This is a genomic window from Salinicoccus carnicancri Crm (assembly GCF_000330705.1).
Taxonomy (GTDB): Bacteria; Bacillota; Bacilli; order Staphylococcales; family Salinicoccaceae; genus Salinicoccus; species Salinicoccus carnicancri.
Genome location: NZ_ANAM01000001.1, coordinates 452,650 through 467,117, shown reverse-complemented (window position 1 = coordinate 467,117; position 14,468 = coordinate 452,650). Strand labels below are relative to the sequence as shown.

The window sequence follows — 14,468 nt, the reverse complement described above, 5'->3', positions numbered from 1 at the left end:
CTAAGCATTTGCCCCGGCCCTCCTGAATATCAGGAATAGGAAAACAAAACCGCCGATGATCGCAATTGTCAGCCCCACTGAGATTTCATAAGGGTAGATGACGACACGGCCTATTACATCACATATCATGACGAACACCGCCCCTAGTACCGCTGTCAGGAAAATGGTGCTCCGGAGGTGGTCGCCCCTGAATACCGAGACGACATTCGGCACGATAAGCCCGAGGAACGGGAGCATACCGACTGATACGACGACCAGTGCTGTGATGACTGCTGTGATGAACAAGCCTATGTAAAGTACTCTCTGGTAATTGAGACCCAGATTCTTGGAGAAATCCTCTCCCATGCCGGCAACAGTGAACTGGTTTGCGTACAGCAGCGCCAGTATGAACAACGGGATGCTTATGTAGAGAATTTCATACTTGCCGGCAACCAGTGTGGAAAAACTGCCGTGCATCCAGCCGGAAATCGCCTGGAGCATATTCGTCCGGAGCGCGATGAATGTGCTTATGCTTGAAATCACACCGCCAAGCATCAGACCGATGAGCGGGACGAATATGATATCCTTGAACTTTATCCTGTTGATAATCTGCATGAAGAGCAGCGTGCCCACGACCGCCAGAATTGACGCGAATGCAAGTCTGCCCAGCATGCTCACTCCCGGAAAAAATACCAGGCCGATAAGGATGCCGAGCTGTGCCCAGTCCATCGTTCCTGCTGTCGTCGGAGAGACGAATTTGTTGCGTGTCAGCTGCTGCATGATCAGTCCGCAGACTGCAAGCGATGCCCCGGCAATGATAATCGATACAGTACGGGGCAGCCGGCTGTTCAGAAGTATGCTCTGCTGATCTTCACTCAGGCTGAATATATCTCTCGGATGCAGTTCAACAACGCCTACAAACATAGACAGGACCGATAAAAGAAAAAGTAATACTATAAGTACGTCTAATCTGAATAATTTTCCTATCATAGAAAGCCACCTTAACTGATAATGATTATCAATGATAACCATGGTTCCAATTATACAGTGAAATATTTGATTTTCAACTGAAGTTTGAATATTTACATATAAAAAAACCGGCCGTCATCACAGACGGCCGGTTTTGTTCACAAAACATTAACAATTGTCTAGTTGATGATGATCGTTTCCCCCGTCGGTGCACTCCCCCCGCCGGACAGGATGGACATCACTGTGCGGAGCGCCTCCGGATTGGAACGCTCCGGCGACTCCCCTTCTCTGATCGAGGGACGGTAGCTGAGTGCATAAACATCCACATCCTCTTTCCTGAGTTCAATAGCCGTGGAATGCGTGAGTGCTTCGATTGCGCCCGTCACTGTATAGTACAGATTCCTTTCGAACACATCTTCAAACGAAGGTTCTATGACATTGATGATCTTGGCATCGCGTTCATCCTTCAGCATCGGACGGAGCGTGCGGATGCCGAGATATGTCCCCCAGACATGTTCATACATCACCTGGTTGAACTCGTCGAAAGAAACATCATACACCGAACGGTTCTCAGTGAAAATCGTATGTACAAGTATGATGCCGTTCAGTGTACTGTACTCTTCCTGTATTTCCTCCATGATGGCCATCCAGTCTATCTCCTTCGACTGCTCAAGCATGACCACCTTATGGTTCCCTTCCGAACTTTCCTGAAGTTCTTCCAGGAGGTTGTCCAGCTCAATATGGTCGACGCCGGCCAAAATCACGTTCGCACCCTGTTCCGCCAAATCCATCGACAGCTCTCTGCCCAGTGATTTCGCGGCGTTTGACACAACATACGTCTTATCCTGCAACTCCATGGCTACCTCCTGAATTTCTACAATGAATTATATATACATTGTAAACCTTAACGATCCACAATACAATTATGACCCGCTGTTTAAACACACTCAGGCCGGAGGATTTTATTCGACGGTGATCTGTTTTTCAGGCATTGTGTGAAGCTGGTAGGCATCCACATGGGAAATTACGGAATACTCCCCGCCCTCTTCGAAAGTATAGCCTATGGTGTAGAGGCCATTTTCAGAATGCTCCGCTTCAATCATGTCCAGGGAGTTGCCGTCAGCATCAAGCATCTCGAACCTGACCTTGTCCGCATCAGTCACATCCTCTTCATTCGAAGTGACATGTGCAGTGAAACTTTCTTTCTCACCCGCTTTTGCTGTCCCGGGAACTTCAAGATCCACTTCCAGGGACCTCACTTCTTCGTCCGCCTCTTCGTGTGAGCCATGGTCCCTGCTCTCTGAATCGGCATCATTCCCGCATGCTCCCAGCAGAATCACACCTGCGAGCATAGCCGTCATCCATAATCTTGATTTCATAATCCAATCTCCTCCCGCTATTCTGTCCCGGTTACATTCCAAAGACCTGATATCCATTTTAGCATGTATGATATACCAGAATTTGACCGATATATGAAAGTTGGTTGAAATAATTTTGACAGATGTGTGCAGAACGGCTTTTTTCAGGAGTGGCTCTTATTGTCGATCGAGAACCGATGATAAGCCCCCATGCCGCTCCTGTCTTCGATTCCATTTCGATGATAAGACAACCCGTTCTCTTATGGTCGATCCACTTTCGATGATAAGAGCCGGCCTCCTCTTATTAACGACTTCACTTCGAAAATAAGACAACCGGTTCTCTTATTTTCGATCGAGAACCGATGATAAGCGCCCATGCCGCTCCTGCCTTCGATTCCATTTCGATGATAAGGCAGGCCGTTCTCTTATGGCCGATACACTTTCGATGATAAGAGCCGGGCTCACCAAAAAGCCGGGAAGCTGTCTCCTGCAGCCTCCCGGTCACTTACTTCCTGATATGTGCCATCAGGTTTGCCATTTCGATGGCGCCGGCTGCGGCATCGGCGCCTTTGTTGCCTGCTTTTGTACCGGCGCGCTCGATGGCCTGCTCGATGTTCTCTGTCGTGATGACCCCGAACATGACCGGCACCCCTGTTTTCATGCCTGCCTGGGAAATGCCTTTTGCCGCTTCGTTGCAGACGTAGTCATAATGGGTTGTGCTGCCGCGGATGACACAGCCGAGTCCGATGACTGCATCGTACTTGCCGCTTTCGGCAAGTGTTTGTGCCGCGAGCGGGATTTCAAATGCTCCCGGAACGTACACAAGGTCTATATCCTCGGATTTCACATCATGACTGACGAGCATGCCTTCCGCACCGTCCACCAGCTGCGAGGTGATGAAATCGTTGAACCTTCCTGCGACTATCGCAATTTTCAAGTCTGTACCGATTATTTTCGTTTCTATCCTATTCATTTGAGGCTGCCTCCTAGAGTAGATGTCCAAGTTTATCTTTTTTCGTTTTCAGATAATCCTTATTTACGACGTTGGCTTTAACGATATGGCTGCGGCGGTTGACAGTGAGCCCTTCGGCTTCGAGGCCTCTGATCTTCCGCGGATTGTTGCTAAGCAGTGTGACGGTGCGGATGCCGAGCTGTTTCAGCATCTCAGCCGCAACGTCATACTCCCTGAGATCGGCATCGAAGCCGAGATGTTGGTTGGCACTGACGGTGTCGTATCCCTGCTCTATCAGTTCGTAGGCCTTCAGTTTGTTGATAAGCCCGATGCCGCGGCCTTCCTGTCTCATATAGAGGATGACACCACCTTCACTGCTCATGATCTTCATTGCGCGCTTGAGCTGGTCCCCGCAGTCGCATCTTTGACTGTGGAAGACGTCACCCGTCAGGCATTCCGAATGGATCCGGACGTTCATTTCCGGGGATAAAGTGCCGTGCACAAGAGCCAGATGCTCCTTGCCGGTGGTGTTGTCCACGAAGCCGTACATTTTGAAATCCCCGAAATCCGTCGGCAGTTTGACCGTGCTCTCAAGCGTCACACCGGAGTGTTTCTTCATATATTTCTGCAGATCTTCAATCGTGATCATTTTCAGGCCATGCCTCTCTTTATACACTTCGAGGTCATCGACCCGCGCCATCGTGCCGTCATCATTCATGATTTCACAGATGACACCGACCGGTGAACCGCCGGCAAGTTTTGCCAGATCCACAGCCGCTTCCGTGTGCCCCATGCGCTCGATGACGCCGCCGTCTTTCGCAACGAGCGGGAAGACGTGACCGGGCGTATTGAAATCCGTCTGTTTCATATCCGTGTCCGCCAGGGCACGGATCGTGTCGAACCGCTCATGGGCGCTTATGCCCGTCGTCCCCGACACATGATCCACCGATACGGTGAAAGCTGTGCTGTAGGGATCGCTGTTTTGTGCGGCCATCGGTGTGAGCCCGGCCCGGCGGGCGATTTCAGACGTCACGGGCGTGCAGATCAGCCCACGCGCATATGTCGCCATGAAATTCACTTCATCCGCTGTAATAAAATCCGCAATGCCGATGAGATCCCCCTCATTTTCACGGGTTTCATCATCCACTACAATCACCAGTCTGCCCTGTTTCAGCTCGCGGACTGCATCTTCTATGGAATCAAACATGCCCAGCACCCGCCCCAAGCAGATGCTCAACATGCTTCATCAGCATATCCGCTTCAATATTTACAATGTCGCCCCGCCCTTTATTGGCAAGCGTCGTCCGTCCGCGCGTCCCCGGGATCAGATTCAATATGATTTCAGATGAGTCCGCCGCAGTGTCGAACAGTGTCAGGCTGATGCCGTCCACCGCCACCGACCCCTTTTCCGGCATGTACTTCATCAGGCGGTCCGGCACTCTGATCCGCATGACCATCGCCTCCCCGTCATGGCTGATATCCGTCACTTCACCGGTGCCGTCAACATGCCCGGACACCATGTGGCCGCCGAGACGTGTCGACAGGGTCAGGGCACGCTCCAGGTTCACTTCGTCGCCGTCGGTAACAGAGCCGAGGCTCGTGATGCGTTTCGTCGCGTTCACCATTTCCACTGTGAATAACCCCTCTTTTATCTCCGTTACCGTCAGGCACGTGCCGTTCACGCTGATGGAATCCCCGAGTGCGATGTCACCGAAGATTCCTGTTTCAATCTCAAATGCCGTAAGCTCACCTGTATCCGTCGTCCTCTCAACTCTGCCAACCTGTTCGATTATTCCTGTAAACATATTGCTCAAGCCTTTCTGTAGGTTATTTTCAAATCCGGCCCGAGCTTCTCAACATCAACCAGTTCCAGCTGCACCGCCCTGTCCATGGAAGGTATGCCCTCCTTGAACAGACTGTGCTTCGATTCTCCAAATATTTTCGGGGCAACGTATAAAAATATCTGGTCATACAACCCTTCTTTTATGAACGATGTGAGGACAGAAGCACCACCCTCGACAAAAAGTGATGTCAACTTCATTTCATAAAGGTCACGGAGCACACCTTCAAGGCTCCAGTCACCGATTTTCACATCACACCGGTCTCCATATTTCAAATTTTCCTCATTCGTCGTGTAGATGACAGGCCGCCTGGGGTGATGGAAAATTCCAAGGTCCTCCCTGAGCGCCCCGCTGCCGAGCAGGACGACCGGCCTGGGCGACCGGCCGCCACCCTCGAGCCGTGTGGTCAGCAGCGGATCATCACGGAGCAGTGTATGCGCCCCAACAAGTATCGCGTCGTGCACATTGCGCTCGTAATGGACATCCGTCCGCGCCGCCTCCCCTGTGATCCACCTGCTTGTGCCGTCCCCCAGTGCCAGCCTGCCGTCCGCGCTCACCGCGCATTTCAGCGTGATGTTCGGCCGGCCCCGCTCCAGGTGATTGAAGAATTCCCTGTAGAGCGCCCGGGCTCCATCCGACGGCGTATGTTCCACATGGAGCCCTGCACGGGCCAATACCTCATGCCCGCTCACTTTGGGATTAAGGTCTCGTTCAGCATAGAAAACATTCCTGATCCCCGCCCCGATGATCGCATCGGTGCACGGCGGCGTCTTCCCGTGATGGGAACACGGCTCCAGCGTCACGTAGATGTCGGCGCCCGCAGGGTCCACGCTGCATGATGCGAGCGCCTGCCTTTCGGCATGCGGCTGGCCGTAGCCGAAATGCGCCCCCATGCCTATGATACTGCCGTCTTTGACGACGACTGCACCTACCGGCGGGTTCTTTCCTGTCTGGCCCTGGGTCATTCCGGCAAGGTCAAGTGCCATCTTCATATATCGATTCAAGTTTTTCCCTCCTGAATATGAAAACGCCGGAGGATATCATCATATCCTCCGGCGTCGATTAATGTATGCAGAAATAAGCATTGCAAAAAAGCAATACCAAACATAACGTACCATTTCCGGGTAACGCAAATAAGCGCCTCCCGATATACGCTGCATGTCTTCTCTCTCCCATCCAGACTCTGACTGTCGGCTTCAGACTTGCACTGAATCAGCCGTACCGTAGAAACAGTACGGGTCGCGGGCTCGCTTCAAAGCTTACCGCCGGTTGGGAATTCCACCCTGCCCCGAAAGAATCATAGTATTCAGTTGAAAAACTCTACCTTAATCATATGACATATATATGAAAAGTCAACCCAATTGCTCCGGCCGCTGGCCGGGCGGCAGAAAAGCCCCTGCATGCCGGCGGCATACAGGGGCCTGTGAATCTTTTTATTTTACTTCATCAAAGACGAAATCCTCATCCTGGATCGGCTCGACATTGAGCGCGAGCACATAGCCGTCACCTTTGACGCTGAAGAAATCGTGGTTCTTCGTCGTCGTATCCAGTGCGTTTTCAATGATCGGGTTGAATGACTTCTCTTCGAAGTATGCATCATAACCCAGATTCGCGAGCGCTTTATTCGCGTTGTACTGGACATAATTCAGCACATCTTCTGTCAGGCCGAGTTTGTCGTACAGATCCTTCGTGTACTTCTCTTCATTGGCGTACAGTTCTTTGAGCAGTTCGTACATCTCTTTATCCGCACGCTCCTGCTCCTCGTCCGTCAGTTCCGCTTTCATCATCTGCGCATCAAGGCCGGTGAATACTCCGTGGATGGATTCATCCAGCAGGATCTTCCTGATAATTTCACCGCTTGTTGTCATCCTGCCCTGTCCGGCCAGGTACAGCGGGTAATAGAATCCTGAGTAGAAGAGGAAAGATTCCAGAAATACGCTTGCAACACGCGCCATGTACTGGTCATACAGGGACGGGTTCCTGCCGTACAGCTCATGGTAGCGGCTCACGATCTTGTCCGCCTTGAATTTGAGCTCTTCGTTTTCAAGAACCCAGTTATCCAGCAGATCATCGGTCTCTTTGGACGGCAGCAGCGTCGTAAAGATATGGGAGTATGATTTGGCGTGGACCTGCTCCATCATTCCCATGAATGAATACACCGCTTTTTTCCTGAGATCTTCGGTATGCAGCATGATGAGCGGCATGCCGTCGTCCGCCTGGTGGGTGTCGAGGCCGGTCAGACCGGCCAGGACTTTCTTGAATGTATCTTTTTCATCATCCGACATGCCTTCCCATGATGCAAGGTCCTTTGAGACTTTGAATTCCGTCTCCACCCACATCTGTGAAATGTTCTGACGCCAGAATACGTTGGTCATGTCATCTTCTTTGTTCCAGTTTACTGCAATCATTTTAATGACTCCTTTGCCATAGATCGTTTAGATTATACGGAGCAGCTTGTGCACTCTTCCACGCTGAGCAGTTTGTTCCTTGTGTAGTACAGGGATTTCAGCCCTTTGTGGTGTGCGTAGATATAGAGTCTCGCAAGTTCCCTTGTGGAGATTTCAGAGTTCACATACAGGATTGTACTGATGCCCTGGTCCACATGCTGCTGGATTGTTGCGATCATGTCGATGAGTCTCATCTGATCCGTGTTGAATGCACTCTTGTAGTACCACATTGTCTCCGGGCACAGGAACGGCATCGGATAGAATGTTTCGGAGTTGCCGTAAGTCCTGCGTTCGATCATATCGACGATCGGCATGACGGAACTTGTCGCATTCTGTACATAGGATATGCTCTGTGTCGGCGCGATTGCCAGACGGTATGCATGGAACAGACCGTGTGCCTTCACCTCTTCTGAGAGCGCCTTCCAGTCTTCCGTCGTCGGGATGTGGATATCCGAGAACAGGGCAGCCACTTTATCCGATTCCGGTTCCACAGCCCGGGCTGTATACTTTTCAAAATATTCACCTGTTGCATAGTCTGACCGTTCGAAATCCTTGAATGTACGGCCGCGTTCTTTGGCGATCATCATGGATTTCTCAAGCGAGTAGTAGTTGAGCAGCATGAAGAATACGTTGGCGAAGTCGCGTGCCTCACGGGATTCATAGTTGATCTTGTTCTTGGCCAGGTAGCCGTGCAGGTTCATCGCCCCGAGACCGACCGAGTGCAGCTCATCATTCGCCTTTTTGACGCCCGGCGCATTCGCAATTGCCGTATCATCGCTGACCACCGTCAGCGCTTCTATGCCTTCATGGACGGATTCACGGACTTTGCCAGACTCCATTACGTTCGCAATGTTGAGCGATCCCAGGTTGCAGGAAATGTCACGGCGGATTTCATCGTCCGTGCCGTAGTCATTGATCGTGGATGTTTCCTGCAGCTGGAAAATTTCAGTGCACAGGTTGCTTATTTTGATCTGGCCGACTTCCTTCAGAGGGTGCACCTTGTTGGCATTGTCCTTGAACATGATATAAGGATAGCCGGACTGGAGCTGTGTCTGCGCAATCGTGTTCAGCATTTCCCTCGCCTCGAACTTGCGCTTTTTCACTTTGTCGTTGGCCACGAGCTCGTCATACATCTCATCCAGGTTCATGTCATCGAGCGTCTGGCCGTATTCACGTTCCACAGTGTGCGGTGCGAACAGATAGAATGGTTCATCGTTTTTCGCCAGGTCGAAGAACTTGGACGGGACGACAAGGCCCGTGGAAATCGTTGCCAGGCGGATGTCTTCGTCCGCATTCACTTTTTTAGTGTCCAGGAATTCCGGCAGATCGTAATGGAAGATGTTCAGGTAGACAGCACCCGCACCCGGCCTCTGGCCGAGCTGGTCGGCATAGCCGAAGCCGCCCTCAAGCGCCTTGGCAACAGGCAGCACACCTTTGGCCACACCTTCGATGCCCTTGATCGCTTCACCGCGGGCGCGCAGTTTTGACAGGTTGATCGCGACGCCGCCTCCGATCTTGGACAGCTGTTTTGCAGTGGAGTCAATGTAGTTGATGGAGTTCAGGCTGTCATCCACTTCAAGCAGGAAGCATGAAACCATCTCTCCGCGGCGTGCACGCCCTGCGTTCAGGAATGTCGGTGTCGCCGGCTGATAGCGCTGTTCAAGCATTGAGAGGACGAGTCGTTTCGCCTGTTCCACATCCCCTTTTGAAAGATACAGGCTCACGATGACAACATGCTGCTTGTAGTCTTCAAGGTACTGCTTTTTGTCGTTCGTCTTAAGCGTATAGTCCTTGAAAAATTTGCTCGCAGCCATATAGCTTTTGAATTCGAAGGGGATGGACTCGGCGTATTCAACGATTTCCATCACAGCGTCCTCGGAATACTCTTCGAACAGGTCATAGTAGAAGTCATTGTCCACGAGGTAATGGAGACGCTCAAGCTCGCTTCCGAAATGGATCGTCTTGTCCCCCACTTCCTCTTTGAATACCTGAAGTGCCTCCTGGTCCTTGTCCAATTGGTAGAATCCCGTTTCGTCGCGCTTTGTGACTTCGTTATTCAGCTCAATGTGATTGTATTTCTTCTCGTCTAATACTTTCATGTATAGCCCCTGCCTTTTCAATGAATTCTTCTCTTTGTCCGGGAGTACCATGCAGCTCGAATTTCATCAGGAGCGGCACACTGTACTCATTGCTAATATGCTCTCCGGCCATTGCATAATTGGCACCCCAGTTGCGGTTCCCGCTTGATGCCACCGCCACCATCCTCCGGTGGTTGACACGGAGGAAGGATTTGACTTGCGACGGCACGCCCCCGTAACCGTAGGTGCTCGTCACCAGGATGAACGGTTCGTCTACCGGCTCATCTTTGTTCGCGGCACGGATTTCGTATGTTCCGAAGTGTTCGCCGGCCTTTGAATTTTTGATGAACCGCCGCACGTTCCCTGTCATGGAATAGAATGCGATTATCATGCCATCCCCCCTTCCATCATGCTGGCCAAAATAAAATAAACGAACTGACGTTCGATTAGATCTTTTGCCTTCATTTTATAAATACACACATAGTCGAGGAACTAAACACTATATCTTGTGTTCAGTTGTAAAGTTAAACACCATATGTACTGTTTTCCATCTACTATGATGCCATACATAATCTGTTTAGGCAAAGGAAAGATTTGTAATTTCATGAGGCCGTATTCACATAAAACGTTCCGAAGTCCCTCCACTCATATGTTAGACTGTATCCATGATTCATAAAAATATTTTTAGTAAAATTCTTTATATGATAAAGTATGAAACTTTATATTTTCAATTGGAGGCCACTTTTAATGAACAGCACAGTCAAGGGAATCATAGCCCTGGTCATTTCCTCCCTCGGTTTCAGCCTGATGGCGGTTTTCGTCAAATACAGCGGTGATCTGCCCACCGTCCAGAAGGTGTTTTTCAGGAACATCGTGTCCATGCTGATGGCACTCGGTTTTGTCATCTACTACAGGGAGAAGTTTTTCGGACACAGGGAGAACCAGCTCCTTCTCATCACCCGTTCGGCTTTCGGCGTCATCGGTGTCGTGCTCAACTTCTTCGTCATCGACAGGATGGTCCTCAGCGATGCTGACATACTTAACAAACTCAGCCCCTTTTTCACAATCATCCTCTGTGCGATATTTCTGAAGGAATATGTGCGCAAATACCAGATAATCTCCATCGTCATCGCCTTTGCCGGCGCCATCTTCATCATCAAGCCGTCGATGTCGAGCGATACGGTGTACGGACTGATCGGTGTTCTGGGCGCGCTGTTTGCAGCCGGGGCATACACGGTGCTCCGCGTCCTGGGCAGCCGGGAGAAGTTCTATACGACAGTGTTCTATTTCTCGTTCTTCTCATGCGCCGTCCTGCTGCCGTTTTTCATCTGGCAGTACGAACCCATGACCACAATCCAGTTCTGGGCGCTGATCCTCTCCGGCGTATTCGCGGCCATCGGCCAGTTCGGACTCACAATCGCCTACAGTTTCGCACCCGCCAGGGAGATATCCATATTCTTCTATTCGACAATACTGTTCACAGCCGTTTTCAGCATCGCCGTCTTCGGAGATGTTCCGGACACATTGTCAGTCATCGGATACATCATCATTTTTGCCGCGAGCTACTATATGTACATGAAAAACAAACCGGGCAGAACATGATACCGCAAACAGGCAAGCCGGCCCAAAGGATTCGTTGGACCGGCTTATTTTTTACGGCTTCATTCTGTCACAAAGACCCCTTCCCTGTGCGCTTCAATCGTTTCAAGGAAGTGAGGACAGTAATGCTTCAGCTTATAGTTGCCGACACCCTGGATGTTCACCATATCCTGTTTGCTCCGGGGCATCTTTTTGGCAAATTCCCTGAGGGTTGCATCCGTAAAGATATCCTCCTGGCCCACCCCGTATTTATCCGCCAGCCGCTCCCTTGTATCTGCAAGCTTGCCAAACAGCAGTTCATTCGGGGAGGAGGCTGTGCTGATATCCACTTTCTCATTGAAATGCTTTCTGAACGGCACTGTCATGATTACGGCATCTCCATCGAGCACCACTTCGCTTTTTTGGACAGTATGGAGGTGTTCCTCCTCTATATGGAGATACCCCCGCAATATCAGCTCATCAAGCACATGGCTGATTTCCCCTGTCAGATAGCTCTCCATATTGCCGAAGGATTCCAGTTCCTCAAGGCTGTGGGAAGTGACATTCTCACTCATCTCACCCCTCAGGACCTGAATCGTCTGCTCACGGGTCAGCGGCAGCGTACACTCTTTGATGAGCTTAATCACTTCAGCTGCTTCGGGCGTCATATCATAATCACGACCTTCATCCGTGCAGTTGGAGCAGGTGAGGCATTCCTCCACATATTCGTCCGGATCAAAATATTTCGTGATGAAGCTGCTCAGGCATTTCGATGTCCGGTTGTACTGGATCATCCTGTCCAGTTTTGCCCGCATATGATCCTTGTACTGGTCGGATGAACTGGAACGGTCGATGAAAAACTGGTGGAGGTTGACATCACGCGGACTGGACAGGAGGATGCATTCGCTCACTCTCCCGTCCCGTCCGGCACGGCCGATTTCCTGATAATAACTTTCGACATCACCCGGCAGGTTATGGTGGATGATGAACCGGATATCCGGCTTGTCTATCCCCATGCCGAAAGCGTTGGTTGCAACGACAATCCTTCTGCCGCCCGATACGAACTCGCGCTGGTTGGCGTTGCGTTCCTCTTTGCCAAGCCCTCCGTGATATATGACGTTATCCACACCATTGTCGGCAAGGAACAAAGAAATCTTCTCCACTTCCGCCCGTGTGGCCGCATAGATGATTCCGGCTCCGCCTGGATGGTCCTCTATATATGACAGGATGAACTGTTCCCTCTGATACGTCCTGTTCACACTGAGGTGCAGGTTCTCCCGCGCCACACTGGTGGTGAAGACATTGTCCGTGTCGATTCCGAGAAGTTCCTGGATGTTTTCCTGTACCTCAAGTGTGGCGGTGGCGGTCAAGCCAATGGTCACTGCCTCCGGGAGGAGCTTTTTCAGTACCGGTATGATGCTCTGATAGCTCGGCCTGAAATCATGCCCCCATTTGGAAATACAATGCGCTTCATCAAATGCCACGAGCGGCACATCAAGACGCAGGATCAGATTCCTGAATGCTTCGCTGTTGAAGCGTTCAGGGGCAACGTAGAGGAACTGGTAGTCTCCGCGTTCCAGGTTCACCATCAGTGAATCTATTTCCCTCTTTTTCAGTGTGGAATTCAGGTAGGCAGCAGGAATGCCCTGGCTGTTCAATGATTCCACCTGGTCCCGCATCAGTGAAATCAGCGGAGAGATGACCAGTGTGAGTCCGGAGTGTTTCAGACCCGGCACCTGGAAACAGATTGATTTCCCCGACCCAGTCGGCAGTATGCCCAGTGTATTGTTGCCGGCCAGCACCGAGCCGATGATCTCCTCCTGTCTTGGCCTGAATGTATCGAATCCAAAATACTGTTTTAGAATATTTCTCATGTCAAAACCATTCCCACCATATACCGGCCGATGCCGGCGTTCGTTTTTACTGATATATAATTATACATTATTTCCGGAGTATTTTGTTGTTTCCACAATCATTTTCCAGTATGAAATTTTTGTTGCACCAATGAAAAAAAGCCCGGAACATGCCTGTTCCGGACGAAGTTTCATTTTACATCTTTTCTTTGACAAGCTCTTTTGACAGTTTGTAGTCTATCGCTTTGAAGAGGCTCTTCATCCACAGGTGATGGGCGTACAGGTTCGCATGTGCATCTGCTGCATCGATGGCTTTGAACTGGATTTTAGAACCTGTGCTCTTTTGTGAGAGCTTGTGCAGATGGTAGGAAGGAATCGTGCCGACCTGCGGTGCCGTCGTCACTTTGTTGAAATCATTCAGCGCCAGCACCGGCTGGCTGTCCGCAATATGCACACCACCCTTGACCCCGGCGTGTTCAATGCCGGTATCCTGAAGCGCGATTTCAGGGCCATCCACATAAAGTGCCACCCTGTTCTTTTCATTCCTCACCGTATACTCTCCGCTTTCAAGCTTCTCATATATTTCATCCGGAACATCGGGACGCCTGACGATATGGTAGACATCCGAAAGATAGACTTCGACAAGCGCGTAAGTATCGACACCCCAGTTCACCTCGCTCCGCCGTTTCATCATGTTGAACAGCTCATCATGGTGTGCCGTATAGTCACGGCACATGATGATTTCGTCACCGGATTTCATGACGTTCGAGCCTTCGGTTTTCAATCCGCCCGCTACAGCAAGATAGATGCGGTTGCCCTTTTTCTGCGGGATGAATTCCAGTTCATCCCCGCGGTCGAAAAGATAGATGCGGTTGAGGAATATTTCCCGGCCGCCGGACTTCGCCTTGAACCCGGCACCGCTGAAGGCGATCACTGTCGGTTCCGTAAATTTAATGATTGAATGCTGGTGTGTCATTTCCACAGTCGGCGCCGCCTTGTCGTTGCCGACCAGCTGGTTTGCCAGCTGGTGCGCCAGCCGGTCGCACGCGCCGTTATATTCATTGCCTTTGGCGGACGGTTCCGGATCCAGGGTCTGCAGGATCGTGAGCAGCCCGCTGTCCTGTACTATGATGCTCATGCCGCCACCTCCATTCTGCCAAGGAATGCCCTGACTTCCTCTATCACCAGGTCACACGGCTCTATTGTATTGTGCGCCTCCATCACTTTGACTGGCGAATAAAGGAATGTGAGCGTGTGTTCGGTCGTCTGCAGTTCTTTCAAGTATTCATGTGTTCCCTTTAGAAATCCATCAGCGATCCTCGCCCTTTCGGAATCGCTGATGGGCTTTTCCTGCTGGTACGTGATGTGGCAGTCTCCATTTGCAAAAATCATCTTTCTTCCTCCTATTTACGC

14 protein-coding genes and 1 riboswitch are annotated in these 14,468 nt (G+C 50.9%); of the genes, 1 reads left to right on the top strand and 13 read right to left on the bottom strand.

Annotated elements, in window-relative coordinates; genetic code table 11:
- The 10 genes from C792_RS0102500 to nrdI form a co-directional block, all read right to left on the bottom strand.
- Positions 1 to 969 carry an ABC transporter permease gene (locus tag C792_RS0102500; protein ID WP_017547863.1) on the bottom strand — a complete coding sequence of 323 codons (969 nt, stop codon included), beginning with the start codon at positions 967 to 969 and terminating at the stop codon, positions 1 to 3.
- A 158-nt stretch (positions 970 to 1,127) separates the two neighbouring features.
- Positions 1,128 to 1,805 (bottom strand): SDR family oxidoreductase, encoded by a 678-nt coding sequence (locus C792_RS0102495; RefSeq protein ID WP_017547862.1) that lies wholly within the window; start codon positions 1,803 to 1,805, stop codon positions 1,128 to 1,130.
- Between the two features lie 105 nt (positions 1,806 to 1,910).
- On the bottom strand, positions 1,911 to 2,327 hold the full coding sequence (locus tag C792_RS0102490; protein WP_017547861.1) for a FixH family protein: 417 nt from the start codon (positions 2,325 to 2,327) through the stop codon (positions 1,911 to 1,913).
- A 484-nt stretch (positions 2,328 to 2,811) separates the two neighbouring features.
- Complete coding sequence (gene ribH, locus C792_RS0102485; RefSeq protein ID WP_017547860.1) at positions 2,812 to 3,279, bottom strand: 6,7-dimethyl-8-ribityllumazine synthase; 468 nt, start codon at positions 3,277 to 3,279, stop codon at positions 2,812 to 2,814.
- Positions 3,280 to 3,292: 13 nt separating this feature from the next.
- Positions 3,293 to 4,465 (bottom strand): bifunctional 3,4-dihydroxy-2-butanone-4-phosphate synthase/GTP cyclohydrolase II, encoded by a 1,173-nt coding sequence (locus C792_RS0102480; protein ID WP_017547859.1) that lies wholly within the window; start codon positions 4,463 to 4,465, stop codon positions 3,293 to 3,295.
- Positions 4,458 to 5,063: a riboflavin synthase gene (locus tag C792_RS0102475; protein WP_017547858.1), complete on the bottom strand. Its 606-nt coding sequence runs from the start codon at positions 5,061 to 5,063 to the stop codon at positions 4,458 to 4,460. The genes C792_RS0102480 and C792_RS0102475 overlap by 8 nt, the downstream gene beginning before the upstream one ends.
- A 5-nt stretch (positions 5,064 to 5,068) precedes the next feature.
- The gene (gene ribD, locus C792_RS0102470) at positions 5,069 to 6,103 is read right to left on the bottom strand and encodes a bifunctional diaminohydroxyphosphoribosylaminopyrimidine deaminase/5-amino-6-(5-phosphoribosylamino)uracil reductase RibD (protein WP_156811615.1); all 1,035 of its coding nucleotides are present in this window, start codon (positions 6,101 to 6,103) and stop codon (positions 5,069 to 5,071) included.
- 156 nt (positions 6,104 to 6,259) lie between these two features.
- Positions 6,260 to 6,399: riboswitch (FMN riboswitch) on the bottom strand.
- A gap of 133 nt (positions 6,400 to 6,532) precedes the next feature.
- Positions 6,533 to 7,507 (bottom strand): class 1b ribonucleoside-diphosphate reductase subunit beta, encoded by a 975-nt coding sequence (gene nrdF / locus C792_RS0102465; protein ID WP_017547856.1) that lies wholly within the window; start codon positions 7,505 to 7,507, stop codon positions 6,533 to 6,535.
- Positions 7,508 to 7,539: 32 nt separating this feature from the next.
- The gene (gene nrdE, locus C792_RS0102460; protein ID WP_017547855.1) at positions 7,540 to 9,645 is read right to left on the bottom strand and encodes a class 1b ribonucleoside-diphosphate reductase subunit alpha; all 2,106 of its coding nucleotides are present in this window, start codon (positions 9,643 to 9,645) and stop codon (positions 7,540 to 7,542) included.
- Complete coding sequence (gene nrdI / locus C792_RS0102455; RefSeq protein ID WP_017547854.1) at positions 9,608 to 10,015, bottom strand: class Ib ribonucleoside-diphosphate reductase assembly flavoprotein NrdI; 408 nt, start codon at positions 10,013 to 10,015, stop codon at positions 9,608 to 9,610. Before nrdI ends, nrdE begins: the two co-directional genes overlap by 38 nt.
- A gap of 356 nt (positions 10,016 to 10,371) precedes the next feature.
- Here nrdI and C792_RS0102450 point away from each other — a divergent pair, with 356 nt between their 5' ends.
- Positions 10,372 to 11,226, top strand: coding sequence for a DMT family transporter (locus C792_RS0102450; RefSeq protein ID WP_017547853.1), 855 nt, complete (start codon positions 10,372 to 10,374; stop codon positions 11,224 to 11,226).
- 59 nt (positions 11,227 to 11,285) lie between these two features.
- Here the strand turns inward: C792_RS0102450 and recQ are convergent, their stop codons facing one another.
- From recQ to C792_RS0102430, 3 genes are all read right to left on the bottom strand, one after another.
- Complete coding sequence (gene recQ, locus C792_RS0102445) at positions 11,286 to 13,076, bottom strand: DNA helicase RecQ (RefSeq protein WP_017547852.1); 1,791 nt, start codon at positions 13,074 to 13,076, stop codon at positions 11,286 to 11,288.
- A gap of 175 nt (positions 13,077 to 13,251) precedes the next feature.
- Complete coding sequence (locus C792_RS0102435) at positions 13,252 to 14,193, bottom strand: 5-oxoprolinase subunit C family protein (protein WP_017547850.1); 942 nt, start codon at positions 14,191 to 14,193, stop codon at positions 13,252 to 13,254.
- On the bottom strand, positions 14,190 to 14,447 hold the full coding sequence (locus C792_RS0102430) for a hypothetical protein (RefSeq protein ID WP_017547849.1): 258 nt from the start codon (positions 14,445 to 14,447) through the stop codon (positions 14,190 to 14,192). The genes C792_RS0102435 and C792_RS0102430 overlap by 4 nt, the downstream gene beginning before the upstream one ends.
- Positions 14,448 to 14,468 lie beyond the last annotated feature (21 nt).

Bases quoted from the DNA above. Each gene is read 5' to 3' on its own strand.
- nrdE (WP_017547855.1), bottom strand. From the start codon at position 9,645: ATGAAAGTATTAGACGAGAAGAAATACAATCACATTGAGCTGAATAAC.
- C792_RS0102450 (WP_017547853.1), top strand. From the start codon at position 10,372: ATGAACAGCACAGTCAAGGGAATCATAGCCCTGGTCATTTCCTCCCTC.
- C792_RS0102500 (WP_017547863.1), bottom strand. From the start codon at position 969: ATGATAGGAAAATTATTCAGATTAGACGTACTTATAGTATTACTTTTT.
- C792_RS0102430 (WP_017547849.1), bottom strand. From the start codon at position 14,447: ATGATTTTTGCAAATGGAGACTGCCACATCACGTACCAGCAGGAAAAG.
- recQ (WP_017547852.1), bottom strand. From the start codon at position 13,076: ATGAGAAATATTCTAAAACAGTATTTTGGATTCGATACATTCAGGCCA.
- nrdI (WP_017547854.1), bottom strand. From the start codon at position 10,015: ATGATAATCGCATTCTATTCCATGACAGGGAACGTGCGGCGGTTCATC.
- C792_RS0102435 (WP_017547850.1), bottom strand. From the start codon at position 14,193: ATGAGCATCATAGTACAGGACAGCGGGCTGCTCACGATCCTGCAGACC.
- C792_RS0102480 (WP_017547859.1), bottom strand. From the start codon at position 4,465: ATGTTTGATTCCATAGAAGATGCAGTCCGCGAGCTGAAACAGGGCAGA.
- C792_RS0102495 (WP_017547862.1), bottom strand. From the start codon at position 1,805: ATGGAGTTGCAGGATAAGACGTATGTTGTGTCAAACGCCGCGAAATCA.
- C792_RS0102490 (WP_017547861.1), bottom strand. From the start codon at position 2,327: ATGAAATCAAGATTATGGATGACGGCTATGCTCGCAGGTGTGATTCTG.
- ribH (WP_017547860.1), bottom strand. From the start codon at position 3,279: ATGAATAGGATAGAAACGAAAATAATCGGTACAGACTTGAAAATTGCG.
- nrdF (WP_017547856.1), bottom strand. From the start codon at position 7,507: ATGATTGCAGTAAACTGGAACAAAGAAGATGACATGACCAACGTATTC.
- C792_RS0102475 (WP_017547858.1), bottom strand. From the start codon at position 5,063: ATGTTTACAGGAATAATCGAACAGGTTGGCAGAGTTGAGAGGACGACG.